We start from the raw sequence: 15,363 nt of genomic DNA, 5'->3' as shown, positions 1-15,363 counted from the left end.
TCCGAATGTTCCTGATCGGCGTACTCTTCGCGAGCGCTGCCGCTGTCGCATATGGCGTATCGACCGTCCTACGGGCCTTCGGCGCCCGCAAAGCGGCCGTCGCCGCCCGCGATGCCAACAAGCAAGATCAGGTCACCAGTGAAGGCGGCCCCTCGGTCGCCTCGACCCTGGACACCTTCAAGACACGTGAGTTCATCATCGGAACATCCCTGGTGGTGATCGGCTTCGGTGCCGGAGCGGTGGCGGCCCGATTCCTCCCGCTGTTCCTGTCCCAGACGATCGTGTCGGCCAACTTGATCGTGACCGCCCTGCTCGGGACCGCCATCCTCGGCATCGGTTTGCACGGCCGCGACTGGGTTGCCATATGCGTGGTCGTCTTCTCGCTGTGCGCCCTTGGCGTGTCGTCGTCACACAAGAGTGGTGGCGACGAAGAGAGCAGCTTCCACTGGGGCCTGTTCGCTGCCACGTGCCTCCTGGCGATCGTGGCATTGCTGGCCGTCTACCGCCTCGGTAAACGCGGGGCCATCGTCGGGGGAGCCGCTGCCGGACTCCTGTTCGGCATCATCGCGATCTCGGTCCGCATTCTGCGCGGGGTCCATCCTTTCGACATCGTCGAACTGCTCACAGATCCGGCCGCCTGGACGATCGCGGTCGCGGGCGCGGTGGGCTTCTACGTCCAAACCGTGGCCCTGCAGCTCGGCCAGGTCAACGGGGTCACCGCACTTCTGGTGGTCGGCGAGACCGCAGGCCCCGGGATCATCGGCGTGGTGTTTCTGGATGACACCGCCAAACCCGGACTTGCCTGGCTCGCGTTCCTCGGATTCATCGGTGCCGTGGTCGGGGCCATGTTGGTGGCGCTGTACAGCTCCGTGGACGCCGACCACTTCGGCGAAGCCGAGCCCGATCCGGGCGGCTGGAGTCTGCGACGGTCCAAGCGCACCGCTGCGGGCCCCGCAGGTTCCGACAGCACAACCTCGTCCACGGATTCGGGCACCGATGCCACGGATGCTCTGCGCGATCAGGGCACCTGACTCAAACGCCCGAGAAACTCCTCTTCTTTGTTCATTTTTCGGGCAGTCAGATATTTGTCTCCCCAACCGACCACAACAACCGCGAACACCGCGAGCCCCCAGCCGAGCAGGATATCGATCACAAAATGCTCGGCCGTGTAGACGAGGGTGAATGCCATCGCAAATGCGTAGCCCACGAACAATGTTCGGGCCAGCGCGCCCACCCTTGGCCACATGAACAGGGCGAGAAACATCGTCAGGCCGGCATGTAGCGAAGGTATGGCCGCAACCAGATTCGCTTTTGCCTGACCGAGTCGCAGCAGCCCGGACGCCGCGTGGATGTCGAGGACGTCCCAGCCCCTGGCCGAGATCCGTTCCACGTACGGCGCCGCGCCCTCGTGTTCGGGCGTCACGTCGCCCAGCATGCCGCCACCCTCATACGGAGCGCGGTCCATACAGTCCGGATGCCGCGGATTGTCGGTCACCTCGGCGGACGAACACTGGGCGGCGGCCCACGGCGGCGCGGCGGGCACCAGTGTGTACCCGACCAGCGCCAAAAACGTCGTCAGCAGAAAACCCACCGCATACCGTCGCCAGGCGTGACGGTCGCGGAGCCAGAGCAGCGCGGCCGCCGCATACGGGACGATGAAGTACGACATGTAGACAATGCTGGTGATCACCTCCCACCACGGCGGGTCGGCCTGTTTCAGGTGACTCTGCAGAAACGCCGTCGGGTTCACCCCGAACATCCAGTGATCGAAATCGACGGCCAGCGCCCACTGGGTTGGCATGTCCAGCCACTGGGCGATATTGCGGGTGAAGTCGTAGAGCAGCAGGATCAACGCAAACGGCAGCCAGTCGATGACCACCGTGATGACGCGTCGGCGTCCGATGCTGGCCGCCGCCAGCCCGGCACACAGAAGCAGCAACAGCCGGGTCCGGTCGAAGGCCAGTCCGAGGTAAGCGATGTGCCAGATCACCACCGCCAACCACGCCGCCAACGCAACCGCACGCCACAGTCTCGGATCGGTCAGGCGGATTCGCCTCACACCACTGAGCCGCGTACGCCAAGACCGATCGGCGAGCGGCCCACCGGCGATCGCCACATCGGACCGATCGGCCTCACGCGTGCCCATGAAGCCACGTTGTCACCAGAGACCTACTGTTGGCCAAGAATTCGCGAAAACGTTCCTGCCCGGAACCAGACGTTCATCTCCCGGGTCGGCTCGGTCCAAACCGGCCTTCACCAGAAGTGGCGTGAGTCACACTGATTGCACACGCAACCGACTCGACTCCGGAGGCAACGTGCCCAACAAGTATCTGCGATACGGCGATCGGCGCTACATCATCAACAACGAAGCCGAAGCACGCCTGAACCGGACCTTGGAAGCGGTCTACGCCGATGGCAGCCGGGGCCACCAGTGGCTGAGCCTTTACCGCGACTCCGAGGCGCCGTGCCGGCTGCTCATCGCCACCGGTGTTCCGATCACCATCGAAACCGAGATCTGTCTGGACGACTGAGCCATCGCAACGGACGCCTGTTCGATGTGCGAACCGTCCTCGATACGCTCTGCAGTTGTGGACACGGCCGACGCGGGAGAGACCGAAACCGCCTACCGCACGTCACAGCTGATCACCTACATCGGCAACAAACGCCAACTACTGGTCCTCATCGACGAGGCGCTGGCCCAGGTACAGCAGCAGGTCGGCAGGCGGCTTGTCACGCTCGACGCATTCTCCGGAAGTGGTGTGGTCTCGCGGCTCGCGAAGGCCCGGTCGAGCATGGTGATCGCCAATGACCTGGAGAGCTATGCCCGGGTGATCAGCGACTGCTACCTGACCAATGCCTGCGAGATGGATCCGGAACTGCTCGCCAAGACTGTCCACGAGATCAATCAGGTCGTCGAATCAGGCCACCGGACAGATGGTTTCATCGCCGAGCACTACGCACCGGCGGATGACAACCAGATCGCCCCGGGGGAACGGGTTTTCTACACCAGCGACAACGCGCGCCGACTGGACTCCTACATCCATCTCATCCACGAACTCGACGAACCGCTTCGCACATTGTTACTCGGACCGCTGCTGTCGGCAGCCTCGGTCCACGCCAACACCTCCGGGGTGTTCAAGGGTTTCTACAAGGACCGCGAGACGGGGATCGGACGATTCGGCGGCAGTGGCGCCGATGCCCTGAGCCGCATCACCGGAACGATCACCCTGCGCCCGCCGGTCCTGAGCACGCACCACTGCGAGCGCCGGGTACTGCAGACCGACGCCGCGAAGTTACCGGCACTGGTCGGAGGCGTCGACGTCGCGTACCTGGACCCGCCGTACAACCAGCACCCCTACGGCTCGAACTACTTCATGCTCAACCTGATCGCCGACAATCGCGTGCCAACGGGTATGAGTCCGGTCTCGGGCATCCCCGGCGACTGGAACCGCTCGGGCTACAACGTGCGATCGACCGCCGCCGGGCTGTTGGGGTCACTGATCGACGAACTCGACGCCAGGTATCTGCTGATCTCGTTCAACGACGAGGGCTACATCGCCCCGGAACAGATGCGTGACATGCTCGAGCCCATCGGGGTCGTCACCGAATTCACCCAGCGCTACAACACATTTCGCGGCAGTCGCAACCTCCGTGGCAGGAGCGCGCACGTCACCGAGCACCTCTACCTCGTGGAGCGGTCCTGATCTACAGCGGATAACGGGCCCGGTACACCGCGTGATCTCGCCGTGCCTCGATGTCGTGGGTGTGCTCGTCGGAGATCCGCGGAATCGCGCGCATCGACACGATCGCCAGCACGACGAGGCCCAGCACACAGGCGCCGGCGACGGCACCTTCCACATAGTGTTCACTCGCCATCGCAAGGATCGTCAAAGCCGCGGCCGCCGCGCCGGCCAAGCCGGAAAAGTACGCAAGCCAGCCGGCCGGCCAGACCGCAAGCCTGCGAACGTGTAGTGAGGTTCCTGAATGCATGACATCTCCTTACTCTCCGCCCGACCGTGATCCATATCACTTTTTCCTGATCCTACGCTCCGTGTAGAAGCGGCGGCAGGACCATTTCCCCCGTACCGTCGAACAGATGGAGAGTTCTTTGACCAGGGTCCGCAATGCGATCTTGCGCCGGGCCGAGCGCATCATCGACCCCTATCCGGTCCACGACCTCCCCGACGGCCACATGGTCTACCTGCCCGGACGCGGTTCGACGTACGTCACCGACTCCGGGCCGAAAGACAAACCGGCGATATTCCTGCTGCATTCGGTCATGACCAACGGGCTGCTGTGCTGGTATCCGCTGATTCCCGAGCTCAACAAGGAGTTCCGGGTCATCACGCTGGACCAGCGGTGGCACGGACGCGGCATCCGCGACGGTCGGTTCGATCTCGACGACTGCGCCGACGATGTGGTCGCACTGGCCGATGTCCTTGGCATCGACACCTTCACCGCTGCCGGGTTCTCGATGGGTGGCGGTGTGGCGCAGCTGGCCTGGCGGCGGCACCCGGGCCGCGTCAACGGTCTGATCCTGTGTTCCACCGGCCCGTTCTTCGGCAGCCACGACCCCAAACGCCAGACCAGCATGGCGAACATCGGCCGGATCATGAAGGTCATCCATCCGCCCCACGTGCAACCCAATGCCGCAAAGCTCGACGATCGAACGGTCCCGGACTCTTTGTGGGCGATTCGGCAATTCCTGGCGACGCCACTCTCTCGGCTCGGGCCACTCGGCGACGGCATGGCCAAATTCGATTCACGCCCGTGGCTGTCCGAGATCGACGTGCCGAGCGCTGTCCTGATCTCGACCAAGGATCGGGTGATCCCACGCTGGCGCCAACAGCTGCTCGCAGACAACATCCCCGGCATCAAGGTCTTCGAAGTCGACGGCGGCCACGCCTGCTGTGTCCTCGAGGCCCCCAAATTCATCCCGGTCTTCATGGCGGCCGCGAGAGAAGTCTCCGCGCGCGTTCTCGCGCCGGTCGAGAGCTAGTCGCAGGCTTCCAGGAGTGCCTTCACCTCGTCTTCGAAGGCCTGCATCAACGGCCACGGATCAGGGACGAGTTCTTTACAGCCGATGACACCGACGTTGAGTTGGCCGTCCAGCGAGAACACGGTGATGTTCATGCCTGCACCGTGGAACACCGGCCCCAACGGGTACATCCCCTCGATCTTCGCGCCGAGGTAGTACATCGGGAAGTCGGGTCCGGCCACGTTGGAGATCACCAGGTTGTAGATCACCGGATGCCGATCTGCCAGCTCCTGTGACGCATACAGCCGCATCGCCATGCCGATGGTCGCCGGTGGCACGAATTGCGCCCAGCCCCGAAACAGGTTCGAGTCCATCGAGCCGTGGTGCTCCTTGGACTTGCGGACCTGGTCGCCCACAGTGGTGATGCGTTCGATCGGATCGGCGATGTCGGTGGCGAGTTTGGTGAACATGCCGGTGACCTTGTTGGTGCCCTGCGTCACCAGGTCGTCGTCGTTGTCGCCGTGGACCGACACCGGGACCATCGCGACCAGCGGCTGGTCCGGGAGTTCGCCCAGATCGTCGAGGTAGCTCCGCAATGCCCCCGCGCAGACGCTCAGGACGACGTCGTTGATCTTGACGCCGAAGTGATCCTTGATGCGTTTGACGTCCGTCAGCGACACCTGCGTGTACGCCAGGCTCCGATGACCGGTGATCGACTTGTTGAACGGCGTCCGCGGCGCCCGGAACGGTAACGGCATCGCCTCGTTGCGGCGCGCCCGCGAGATCCAGTCGAATGGCACCTGCGCCGTCTTGGGGAGCAGTCGCGCGAAACTCAGCGGCCTGCGCGCGACCTGGAGCACACCGTCGACCGCAAGGCCGGCGAGCGAGGCATCCCCGGCTGATTGGGCCAGCGCCTCCTCATCCAGCTCGGGTTCGTCAGGAGTGATGGTGCACAGTTTGGCCAGCAGGTCCGCAGCGCTCACACCGTCGACACTGGCGTGATGCATCCGGAGCAGCACCGCGATCTTCCCGTCGACCAGCCCTTCGATGACCCACATCTCCCACAGCGGCTTGCTGCGATCGAGCGGTACGCCTGCGATGTGTGCACAGAAATCTGCCAGTTCGTGGCGTCCGCCAGGAGGCGGGACGGCCACCCGGTGGACGTGACTTTCGATGTCGAAATTCCGATCCTCCACCCACACCGGATGGTCGATGTTCAGGATCGAATCCCGAAGCTTCCGACGGAATGTCGGGAGTCCGGCGACCCTCCGGTCGAGTACATCGCGCATCTTCTCGAACGAATACCCGCCCTCGACGGTATCCGGGTCGAGCTCGATCAGCCCGACGATGTGCATCAACTGCGCTCGTGATTCGAGATAGAGAAATGAGGCGTCGAGACCACTCAAACGTTCCACGTTTACTCCCCCAAAACAGTTCGTCCGACAGGGTCTTACGGATCTCCACTCTGCCCCTAATCGACGGCAAATACCCCGGGATCGCCGAGGAAAAACACTCTTATCAGGCTGAGCCTCCTAAGCTGTGGTCATGCGCACAGGTGTCCACGTACGACAAGACAGCGATCCAATCGGCCGCGCCGAGGAACTCGGCGCCGAATTGCTACAGATGTTCGTGACCGATCCACAGGGTTGGGAAAAGCCGAAACCCCATCCGCTGGCAGAACAAATCCGCAACTCCCCGATCGATGTGGTGGTGCACAGCTCGTACATGATCAACGTGGCCAGCCTCAACAACCGGCTGCGGATGCCGTCGCGGCAGGCCGTGATCAACCAGGCCAAGGCCGCAGCCGACCTCGGCGCGTTCGGGCTGGTGGTGCACGGCGGCCACCTCCGCGATGACGAGGACGCGAAGGACGGATACGAGAACTGGCGCAAGCTCTTCGAGCGGGCCAACGAAAAAGGCGTTGGTTTTCCCGTCCCGATCCTGATCGAGAACACCGCAGGCGGCGAGCATGCGATGGCCCGCACCCTGGAGAACATCAAACGACTATGGGATGCGGTCGGGGAGTACGACGACGCAGGCTTCTGCCTCGACACCTGCCACGCGTGGGCGGGCGGCGAAGACCTCGTCGACATCGTCGAGCGTGTCAAGGCCATCACCGGGCGGATCGACCTGATCCACCTGAACAATTCACGCGACGAGTTCGGCTCCGGCCGCGACCGCCACGCCAACCTCACCGACGGCAAGATCGACCCCGATGTCCTGGTCGCGGTGGTGAAGGCCGCGGGCGCCCCGGTGATCCTCGAGACACCTGAGGAAGGTCTCGCCGACGATCTGATCTATCTGCGCGAGGCGCTGGCCTGACACATCGTCAGAGCTCGCGATTTCCACTGCCGTGGATCTCCCGCCGGATCGCCTGCATCCTCTGATCGAGGATGTTGGCGGTTTCGGCGGCCTCGGTCAGCTCGTCGAGGAGATGGGCGGGCACGGTGCGGTCGTATTTGTAATAGATCTTGTGCTCGAGGCTGGCCCAGAAGTCCATCGCGATGGTGCGGATCTGTAGTTCGACCTTCACCGGCAACTGGCCGGTGCTCAGGTTGACCGGCGTCTCGACGATGGTGTGCAGTCCGCGATATCCGTTCGGTTTCGGATGGGCGATGTAGTCCTTTGTATGCAGGGTTCTCACGTCCGGTTGCGCACACAACAGCTCGGTGAGCTGATAGGCATCGGCGATGAACGTGCACGACACCCGGACTCCGGCGATGTCGTCGATCTGACCCTGGAGGGCTTCGGGGTTCATCGGGATGTTGCGGCGATGGGCCTTGGCGAGCAGACTCTCGGGACTCTTGACCCGGGCGCTGATGTGTTCGATCGGGTTGTAGTCGTTGAGGTAGGCGAACTCATCGCGCAAGATCTCCAGCTTGGTGACGATCTCTTTGATCGCGAACTGAAACGGCAGCATGAACTTTTGCATGTTCTGACCGATCTCGACGAGGTCGGCGGGCGCGAGATCGCGTTCCGGTCCGGCCTCGGCCAACCATTGCACCAGGGGTCCGGACCGTTCGCTCTGCACACCTTCACTGCTTTTTACCGCGTCAGACATGCCATCCATGGTGCCCGATCTGCCGAACACGCCACCGGTGAGCCATCTCTACATCCGGCCTTTGATGTGCCATCCATCACATTCACTGATGCGCCGAGCGTTTGTGCGACGTGGTAAGCGGATGTATATTCGGGTTGTTACTGGTGAGTAACTTACTGTGCAGTCCACCAACCGAGTACTCACCACAATCAAAAGCAGTTCGACGATTGCAAAGGATTCTGCAATGGGGCATTACAAGAGCAATCTCCGCGACCTCCAGTTCAACCTCTTCGAGATGTTCAAGCTCGAAGAAGTACTGGGTAGTGGAGATTTCGGCGATCTCGACAAAGAGACCGCCATCGACATGCTGCGCGAGGTCAACATCCTCGCCCAGGGCCCGCTGGCGGAGTCCTTCGCGGACGCCGACCGCAACCCGCCCGTCTTCGATCCGGAGACCCACAGCGTCACCGTCCCCGAGTCGTTCAAGAAGTCGTACAAGGCCCTGACCGACGCCGGCTGGGACAAGCTGGGCATCGACGAGGAACTCGGCGGCCTACCTGCCCCCCGTTCGCTGTACTGGGCGATCGGCGAACTGCTCCTCGGCGCCAACCCGGGCGCGTTCATGTACGCCGCAGGCGCCGGATTCTCCAACATCTTCTACAACAACGGCACCGACGAGCAGAAGAAGTGGGCCAAGATCAGCGCTGACCGCGGCTGGGGCGCCACCATGGTCCTGACCGAGCCCGACGCCGGTTCCGATGTCGGCGCCGCTCGTACCAAGGCGATCAAGCAGGAAGACGGCACCTGGCACATCGACGGTGTGAAACGCTTCATCACCTCGGCCGACCAGGACATGACCGAGAACATCATCCACCTGGTGCTGGCCCGCCCCGAGGGCGCGCGTCCGGGCACCAAGGGCCTGTCGCTGTTCTTCGTACCGAAGTTCCACTTCGACCCCGAGACCGGCGAACTCGGCGAGCGCAACGGCGCATTTGTCACCAACGTCGAGCACAAGATGGGCCTCAAGGTCTCGTCCACGTGTGAGCTGACCTTCGGCCAGCACGGCGTCCCGGCCAAGGGCTGGCTCGTCGGCGAGGTCCACGACGGCATCGCGCAGATGTTCGACGTCATCGAGCACGCTCGAATGATGGTGGGCACCAAGGCAATCGCCACGCTGTCGACCGGTTACCTCAATGCGCTGGAATACGCCAAGGAGCGCGTGCAGGGCGCCGATATGACGCAGATGACCGACAAGGCCGCCCCGCGTGTCACGATCACCCACCACCCGGATGTACGTCGGTCGCTGATGACCCAGAAGGCGTACACCGAAGGTCTGCGCGCGGTGTACCTGTTCACCGCCTCGCACCAGGACGAAGCGGCCGCCGTGGCCGTTTCCGGCGCCGACAAGGACATGGCGTACCGCGTCAACGACCTGCTGCTGCCGATCGTCAAGGGTGTCGGCTCCGAGCGGGCCTCCGAGCAGCTCATCGGATCGCTGCAGACGCTCGGCGGTTCGGGCTTCCTGCAGGACTACCCGATCGAGCAGTACATCCGCGACGCCAAGATCGACTCGCTGTACGAGGGAACCACCGCCATCCAGGCGCAGGACTTCTTCTTCCGCAAGATCATTCGTGACAAGGGTCAGGCCCTGGCTCACGTCGCAGGCCAGATCAGCGCCTTCATCGAGTCTGATTCGGGCGACGGCCGTCTCAAGGCCGAGAAGGCGCTCCTGAAGACCGCCCTCGATGACGTCCAGGTCATGGCCGCCACCCTCACCGGCTTCCTGATGAACGCGCAGGAACAGCCGGCCGAGTTGTACAAGGTCGGACTCGGCAGCGTCCGATTCCTGATGAGCGTTGGCGACCTGATGATCGGGTGGCTCCTGCTGCGTCAGGCCGATGTGGCCCTGAGCGCACTCGACGCCGGGACCAGCGAAGCCGATACCGCCTTCTACAACGGCAAGGTGGCCGTGGCGACGTTCTTCGCGAAGAACATGCTGCCCGAGCTCACCGCCGTCCGCGGCATCGTCGAGAAGGTCGACAACGACATCATGGAGCTGGACGAAGCCTCGTTCTAGCCAACTGACGAGAGAGTGGGTCGCACCAGTTCAGGGGCGGCCCACTTTTCGTTTCCGGTGACCACGACATACTGGCGCCATGGCACAAGCCGATCTGGATCCCCACACAGCTTCCCGTCCCGTATCACCTGAACTCGCTCGCTCGTGGCTGTTGGTCAATGCGTCAGTCCGCTCGGCGTACCTGATCGCCGCCCGATCAGCGACCGATCAGATCATCCTCGACATCGAGGACGCCGTCGGCCCGCAGGACAAGGACGCCGCACGCAGCGGCGTCGTCGACTGGCTCCGCGCATCGACGGCCTGGGTGCGTATCAATGGTCGGACCACCACGTTCTGGGCAGACGACATCGACGCGCTCCGTGACGTACCCGGGCTCGCCGGAGTCGTGCTCGCCAAGACGGAGCATCCCGACCAGGTGGACGAGACGTTCCAGCGTCTCGGTGGGCGCACCCCGGTGATCCCACTCATCGAGTCGGCCATCGGGATCGAAAATGCCGCCGACATCGCCCACTGCCGCGGGGTGCTGCGCCTCGCCTTCGGCAGTGGCGACTACCGCCTCGACACCTCCACAACCGCGGACGATCTGGTGATGGCGTATCCCCGCTCGCGTTTGGTGGTGGCCAGCCGAGCGGCGGGGCTGCCAGGGCCCATCGATGGGCCGGCCGTCACCGATGACGACACCGTGCTGCGCGAAAAGACCGTCACCACAGTCGCATTCGGGCTCTCCGGCAAGCTCTGCCTGGTACCGGAACAGGCCGGCGTGATCAATACCGTCATCGGCCCGAGCCCGGCCGACGCGGCCTGGGCCACCGAGTTCCTCATCGATTTCGAGACCCGAGGCCGCGTCGTTCGGGACGGCAGCGATCTCCCCCGCCTCAAACGCGCCGAGCGAATTGCCGAGCTCGCAGGCGAATTCGGCATCTCACCGGTGTGATGCCCGCGGTTCATCTGGTCGGGATAGATTCCCACCGTGAGCGACTCTCTCCTGGCAATAGTGTGCGCACTGGGCGCGGCACTGTGTATTGCGATCGGCACTGTGGTGCGCCAACGGTCGGCGTCGGTGATCAGCGACGACGACGTCGGGGCGCTCGGGCCCATCACCACCCTGGTGCGCCGACCGGAGTGGTGGCTCGGCACCCTGGTCGGCTTCGGCGGCTACGCACTGCAGGCGGCGGCGCTCGGACTCGGGTCGCTACTGCTGGTCCAGCCCGTGCTCGTGCTGTCTCTGTTGTTCGCGCTCCCGATCAGCGCACGCTTCTCCGGGCGGACGGTTCGCGCCCGCGACTGGGTGTGGGCGGCCGCCTTGACGGTGTCGATCGCGATCCTCGTGGTGGTAGGTGACCCTCGGCCGGGTGTCGAACGCGCGGAGACCGAGCACTGGATCATCATCTGCGTCGTCGGGCTCCCGTTCGTCGCAGCATGTCTGCTGCTGTCCCGCACCGGTTCGCGGTCGCGCCGCGCACTGCTGCTCGGTCTCGCCGGCGGATCACTTTTCGGTGTCGCAGCGGTACTGACCAAGGGCGTCGTGCACCTGGCCGGCCGCGGGATCGTCCCGCTCCTGACATCGGTCGAGCTGTACGCCCTGATCGTGGTGGCGGTCGTCGCGATTGCCGTGCAGCAGTCGGCCTTTCAGATCGGCGCCTTGCAGGCCTCGCTTCCGGCGACCACCGTCATGGAACCGATGGTCGCCGCCCTGCTCGGATTTGTCGTCCTCGGTGAATACCTCCACGCCGATCACGTCGTCGCTGCCGTCCTGGTGGTGGCCCTTGCCGCCACGGTCGCCGCCGCGATCGCTCTGGCTCGCAGTGCCGCCGACGAGGAAGCGGTTCCCGAGCCGGCGAACGCAGTGTGAGCTGCTGCAAACACGAGCCTCTGATGTCGCGAATCTGCTGGCGCAGTTGGCCATCCCTCAGCTGCTACCAAATGCTCCCTTGAGGCCGCCGAGAACATCGTCGAAGAAATCGCCTGGATCGAAACCTTCGCCGAGTGGAGTCGTCACCACCAGTTGGCCGCGCAGGTAGAAGTCAACCCACCGGTCACCGGTGGTCGACCCGTTATCGGTGGTCTCCACGTCCAAATACAGCTTCTGCGTCACTCGGGCCAAGGTGCCGAACGCCGGGGAATTGAAGCTCGAAATGGTGAAATCACCCGATCCGCGCGACGGGATGTTGCCCTCCACCACCTCGCCGGCGGTGGTGTAGAACTTCAGGTAGGTCCCACCCTTGCCGTCACTGTCGTAGACAACCCCGCCATTCACCTTCCGGAAGCCCACGGGTGAGCTGTCGTCGTAATATCCAGTTGCATCGCAGCGACTGCCGTCGCGCCCGAAGGGCTGGTTCTTCACGCAGTGCACTCCGCCGGCACCGCCGTCATTTGAGCGAATGTGAATATTGAACCGTTTCCACTCCGCACCCAGGACGGGTTCCGCCGACGCAGTTGCGGTAGGCACAACGAGACCGGTCGATACGGCAGCGCTGATCACAGCGACGACGGCGAGCCGTCGGAGACGAGAAATCATCATGCGCTCACCCTGGCATTGCACTGCACGAATTCTGCAACTCTCGGGCAGCCACGCGCCGATCAGGTTGCGTTGCAAAAAAATTGCACTCCTTCCCTAGGGTTCGGAGCAGGTATGGCCGTCGTCATCCCTGCATGCCTGTGAAGGAGTCAGACAGTGTTCTCAACCCGCAGCAATCGTGCCCGGGCTCGAACCGGCACGTTGCTACTCGTCGCAGCTATCGCTGTCGCATCTCTCGGCAACGCGGGGACGGCAAGTGCGGAACCTCCGTTCTCCATCGACTTGCCCGGCGCCGGATCGTCGGACTCCGGCTCCTCGGATGGCGGCTCATCCGACTCAGGCTCCTCCGACAGCGGCTCCTCGGACGGCGGCTCATCCGACGGCGGATCGTCCGGTCCGAACCCGAATGAACCCGGCTCGACCGGCCCTGGCGGATTGCGGTTGTTGTCGCCGAACGCCGGTGAGCCCGTCCTCGGTGTGCCGATCGAGACCCTCTCCGACAACCCTGCAGCGTCCATCATCGTCAACGGTGAGGGAATGCCGTTCGCGGCCGATCGCCAGAACCTGCTCATCGCTGTCCTGGATGCCAAGACCCGCCAGCCACTCAACTCCGGAACCGCCCCGAACAACATCGTCGGTCTGCGGACACTCATCAGCATCACCAATTCCTACCGAGACAGGGCTGACACGATCGTCATCGTCAGCGGTCACCGGGGCATCACCAATGCCGGCCGCGAACCTGCAGTGGGCGAACTCGTCCGCGCTCTCGGATCGACTCCGATGACGGTCAATGACCTCAGTCGGATGGAGACCGGAACACCTTTCTCGATGATCGGCAAAACCGGCGCGGATGAGGGCACCGCGTACACCAGAGTCGGTGTCGACGTGGGCGACCGCGACGGAGCCAACATCACCGGACTGCTCCGGTGGAGTGCCGCTGGTCAGCGTTACGATTTCACCCCGCCCGCACCGCTGTCGTTCACGACTCGTCAGGAGACCACCGACGGGCCGACAGTGACCATGCGACTTGGGAACGCCACCTATCCGTCGACGCCGAGTGGCCCGAACGGCTTCGTCATTCGCGGCTTCGACGGTCAATCTCTCGAACCCACGTTCAACGCCACCGTTGTCACCAACAACGATGCAGGCGATCGCGAGTTGACCACCAAACTCGTCGCGGTCGCGAACCAGGTCGACGCGGCCGGGCGACCGTATCTGGTCATGATCCAGAGTTTCGGCCGCCCCAAACCGTCCGCAGCCTGGCAGGAAGGCGCCGATGCCATCGTAAAATTCGGCGGCTCGAGGCTCTCCTTCCTCAGTCTCGACGGTACGAGCGACTACACCCTCATCGGCGGCTTGGCCGCCGGGTCATCCGTCGTAGAGAGGGGATCGATCCTCGGAAAGCCCGGTCCTGCCATGGGATTGATCGCACGAAGTCACGACTCGTCGTATCTACCATTGCAATCGGGTCCTCTCGGCGGCGTCGACCTACGGCAAAGCGAGATCATGTACCAGCCCGCGTACCAGGGCGGGGCCGACAGAGCCCCGAGTTTCCCGTCGATCAACGCCGCCGCGGAGAGTTACATCGGATGGAAAGCAAACGTACCCGGGTGCGGGTCAACGACCGTCGTCACGTGCAACATTCGAGAAAAGTATCGAACGAACTACAACGCCGCGTGGACATCCATCAAACAGAACCTCTTGAGCACGGTCACCATGCCGACCGACGGGGCCACGTACGCCTTCACCGCCGCGGAGTTCGATGCGGCCCTCGTGCAACTTCGAAAGGAAGTCACCTCGTACGTCACAGTCAAGACCTACTACGACAACGTGCAGAACTCCGTAGGGCTGGTTCGCGGTGACGCGAAACTGAGTGTCAACAAGATCGGTAGCGACATGGCCAACGAGGTGGCGCCACCGGCAACCAGCACTGCATTCGCCGACGGTGTCAAGCTGACGAATGTGGTCATGAGTGTGGTGACGCTGGTGGCTCCGGAGCTGAAGGCGGTGTGGGGGCCGATTTCGACGCTCCTCGGGCTCGGCTCCTATGCCAGCGGCGACGCCAACACGAATGCGCTGGCGAACAAAACCCGGGTCAGATCCGATCGACTGGCACAGCAAGTCGAGGATTCACTTTCTGCCTCCACATACGGATTCACCACAGTCGCCCTGATCATGGCCTCCGACTACGGCAAACTCGACGCCGCAAACACGGAGATCGCCCTTGAACATTGGGTCGCGCCAACCGATCCCGGTGAGCTGCTGAGCACAATGACGACCGGTTTGCGCACATGGTTCGCAACCGCGTTCGTTTCGACGACCTATCCCTGGTTGATGCGTGGGACACCTCCTCCGCGCGGTCCCGGAGACGTGAACGGCCTGAGCTGTGCCGAGCACCAAGAGTCCGGCGGCGGGGACGTACAGCGCCATCCCTGGTCAACAATGCCCCGCAACGCTCAGATGCGCGCGACCTGGAGTTTCAGCGCCGGCGGAGAAGCCGAGGAATGGAACATGTTCTTCACAGTCCAACGGCCGAGAGCAGATGTCGACAACTTTCACTCAGACTTCATCCCGCCAGGCGTCGCCAACACGATGTTCGGAACTGGACGAAATCAGTTGGGAATAAATCTGTACGACTTCATGAGTCCCCGATACTTTGGGCCGACGACGCATCAGGTGGACGATGCCGCCATCGCATGCAACCTCCCTCAGTGAGCGCACGCCACAGTTGACGGGCCATTAAAACCCTT

Annotated in this window: 14 protein-coding genes; 9 read left to right on the top strand and 5 right to left on the bottom strand. The window is 63.4% G+C overall.

Going from position 1 to position 15,363, the window contains the following annotated elements:
* Positions 1-5 precede the first annotated feature (5 nt).
* Positions 6-1,031 (top strand): EamA/RhaT family transporter, encoded by a 1,026-nt coding sequence (locus AC1TPF_RS05710; protein ID WP_482143042.1) that lies wholly within the window; start codon positions 6-8, stop codon positions 1,029-1,031.
* On the opposite strand, the gene AC1TPF_RS05705 is transcribed toward AC1TPF_RS05710, so the two are convergent.
* Positions 1,019-2,146, bottom strand: coding sequence for a phosphatase PAP2 family protein (locus tag AC1TPF_RS05705; protein ID WP_482143041.1), 1,128 nt, complete (start codon positions 2,144-2,146; stop codon positions 1,019-1,021). The genes AC1TPF_RS05710 and AC1TPF_RS05705 overlap by 13 nt on opposite strands.
* Before the next feature lie 169 nt (positions 2,147-2,315).
* Here AC1TPF_RS05705 and AC1TPF_RS05700 point away from each other — a divergent pair, with 169 nt between their 5' ends.
* Both AC1TPF_RS05700 and AC1TPF_RS05695 read left to right on the top strand, forming a co-directional pair.
* A complete protein-coding gene (locus AC1TPF_RS05700) occupies positions 2,316-2,531 on the top strand; it encodes a hypothetical protein (protein WP_482136089.1) in 216 nt (71 codons plus the stop codon).
* 57 nt (positions 2,532-2,588) lie between these two features.
* A complete protein-coding gene (locus AC1TPF_RS05695; RefSeq protein WP_482143039.1) occupies positions 2,589-3,704 on the top strand; it encodes a DNA adenine methylase in 1,116 nt (371 codons plus the stop codon).
* Position 3,705: 1 nt separating this feature from the next.
* On the opposite strand, the gene AC1TPF_RS05690 is transcribed toward AC1TPF_RS05695, so the two are convergent.
* Positions 3,706-3,990: a hypothetical protein gene (locus AC1TPF_RS05690; protein WP_482136091.1), complete on the bottom strand. Its 285-nt coding sequence runs from the start codon at positions 3,988-3,990 to the stop codon at positions 3,706-3,708.
* A gap of 106 nt (positions 3,991-4,096) precedes the next feature.
* On the opposite strand from AC1TPF_RS05690, the gene AC1TPF_RS05685 reads away from it, so the two are divergent.
* Entirely contained in the window at positions 4,097-4,999 is a 903-nt protein-coding gene (locus tag AC1TPF_RS05685; RefSeq protein WP_482136092.1) for an alpha/beta fold hydrolase, read from the top strand.
* On the opposite strand, the gene AC1TPF_RS05680 is transcribed toward AC1TPF_RS05685, so the two are convergent.
* Positions 4,996-6,393, bottom strand: a complete 1,398-nt coding sequence (locus AC1TPF_RS05680; protein ID WP_482136093.1) for a WS/DGAT/MGAT family O-acyltransferase — start codon at positions 6,391-6,393, stop codon at positions 4,996-4,998. The genes AC1TPF_RS05685 and AC1TPF_RS05680 overlap by 4 nt on opposite strands.
* Before the next feature lie 130 nt (positions 6,394-6,523).
* Here AC1TPF_RS05680 and AC1TPF_RS05675 point away from each other — a divergent pair, with 130 nt between their 5' ends.
* Positions 6,524-7,300: a deoxyribonuclease IV gene (locus AC1TPF_RS05675; protein ID WP_482136094.1), complete on the top strand. Its 777-nt coding sequence runs from the start codon at positions 6,524-6,526 to the stop codon at positions 7,298-7,300.
* Positions 7,301-7,307: 7 nt separating this feature from the next.
* On the opposite strand, the gene AC1TPF_RS05670 is transcribed toward AC1TPF_RS05675, so the two are convergent.
* Complete coding sequence (locus tag AC1TPF_RS05670; protein WP_482136095.1) at positions 7,308-8,039, bottom strand: GTP pyrophosphokinase; 732 nt, start codon at positions 8,037-8,039, stop codon at positions 7,308-7,310.
* A 223-nt stretch (positions 8,040-8,262) separates the two neighbouring features.
* Between AC1TPF_RS05670 and AC1TPF_RS05665 the strand changes: the two genes are divergently transcribed.
* The 3 genes from AC1TPF_RS05665 (at position 8,263) to AC1TPF_RS05655 (ending at position 11,947) form a co-directional block, all read left to right on the top strand.
* On the top strand, positions 8,263-10,095 hold the full coding sequence (locus tag AC1TPF_RS05665) for an acyl-CoA dehydrogenase (RefSeq protein ID WP_482136096.1): 1,833 nt from the start codon (positions 8,263-8,265) through the stop codon (positions 10,093-10,095).
* 79 nt (positions 10,096-10,174) lie between these two features.
* Positions 10,175-11,029: an HpcH/HpaI aldolase/citrate lyase family protein gene (locus AC1TPF_RS05660; protein WP_482143038.1), complete on the top strand. Its 855-nt coding sequence runs from the start codon at positions 10,175-10,177 to the stop codon at positions 11,027-11,029.
* Positions 11,030-11,065: 36 nt separating this feature from the next.
* Positions 11,066-11,947 (top strand): DMT family transporter, encoded by an 882-nt coding sequence (locus AC1TPF_RS05655; protein ID WP_482143036.1) that lies wholly within the window; start codon positions 11,066-11,068, stop codon positions 11,945-11,947.
* 57 nt (positions 11,948-12,004) lie between these two features.
* Here the strand turns inward: AC1TPF_RS05655 and AC1TPF_RS05650 are convergent, their stop codons facing one another.
* On the bottom strand, positions 12,005-12,616 hold the full coding sequence (locus tag AC1TPF_RS05650; protein ID WP_482143035.1) for a hypothetical protein: 612 nt from the start codon (positions 12,614-12,616) through the stop codon (positions 12,005-12,007).
* Between the two features lie 153 nt (positions 12,617-12,769).
* Between AC1TPF_RS05650 and AC1TPF_RS05645 the strand changes: the two genes are divergently transcribed.
* Positions 12,770-15,328 carry a hypothetical protein gene (locus AC1TPF_RS05645; RefSeq protein WP_482143033.1) on the top strand — a complete coding sequence of 853 codons (2,559 nt, stop codon included), beginning with the start codon at positions 12,770-12,772 and terminating at the stop codon, positions 15,326-15,328.
* Positions 15,329-15,363: the final 35 nt, after the last annotated feature.

Source organism: Williamsia sp. Y853 (genome assembly GCF_056786495.1).
The sequence above is the reverse complement of the archived record's forward strand: the minus strand, read 5'-3'. Positions and strand labels throughout refer to the sequence as shown.

What these genes read in the sequence shown, in the direction of transcription:
- AC1TPF_RS05650 (WP_482143035.1), bottom strand. Translation starts at nt 12,616, where the DNA reads ATGATGATTTCTCGTCTCCGACGGCTCGCCGTCGTCGCTGTGATCAGC.
- AC1TPF_RS05710 (WP_482143042.1), top strand. Translation starts at nt 6, where the DNA reads ATGTTCCTGATCGGCGTACTCTTCGCGAGCGCTGCCGCTGTCGCATAT.
- AC1TPF_RS05665 (WP_482136096.1), top strand. Translation starts at nt 8,263, where the DNA reads ATGGGGCATTACAAGAGCAATCTCCGCGACCTCCAGTTCAACCTCTTC.
- AC1TPF_RS05705 (WP_482143041.1), bottom strand. Translation starts at nt 2,146, where the DNA reads ATGGGCACGCGTGAGGCCGATCGGTCCGATGTGGCGATCGCCGGTGGG.
- AC1TPF_RS05660 (WP_482143038.1), top strand. Translation starts at nt 10,175, where the DNA reads ATGGCACAAGCCGATCTGGATCCCCACACAGCTTCCCGTCCCGTATCA.
- AC1TPF_RS05670 (WP_482136095.1), bottom strand. Translation starts at nt 8,039, where the DNA reads ATGTCTGACGCGGTAAAAAGCAGTGAAGGTGTGCAGAGCGAACGGTCC.
- AC1TPF_RS05690 (WP_482136091.1), bottom strand. Translation starts at nt 3,990, where the DNA reads ATGCATTCAGGAACCTCACTACACGTTCGCAGGCTTGCGGTCTGGCCG.
- AC1TPF_RS05685 (WP_482136092.1), top strand. Translation starts at nt 4,097, where the DNA reads ATGGAGAGTTCTTTGACCAGGGTCCGCAATGCGATCTTGCGCCGGGCC.
- AC1TPF_RS05675 (WP_482136094.1), top strand. Translation starts at nt 6,524, where the DNA reads ATGCGCACAGGTGTCCACGTACGACAAGACAGCGATCCAATCGGCCGC.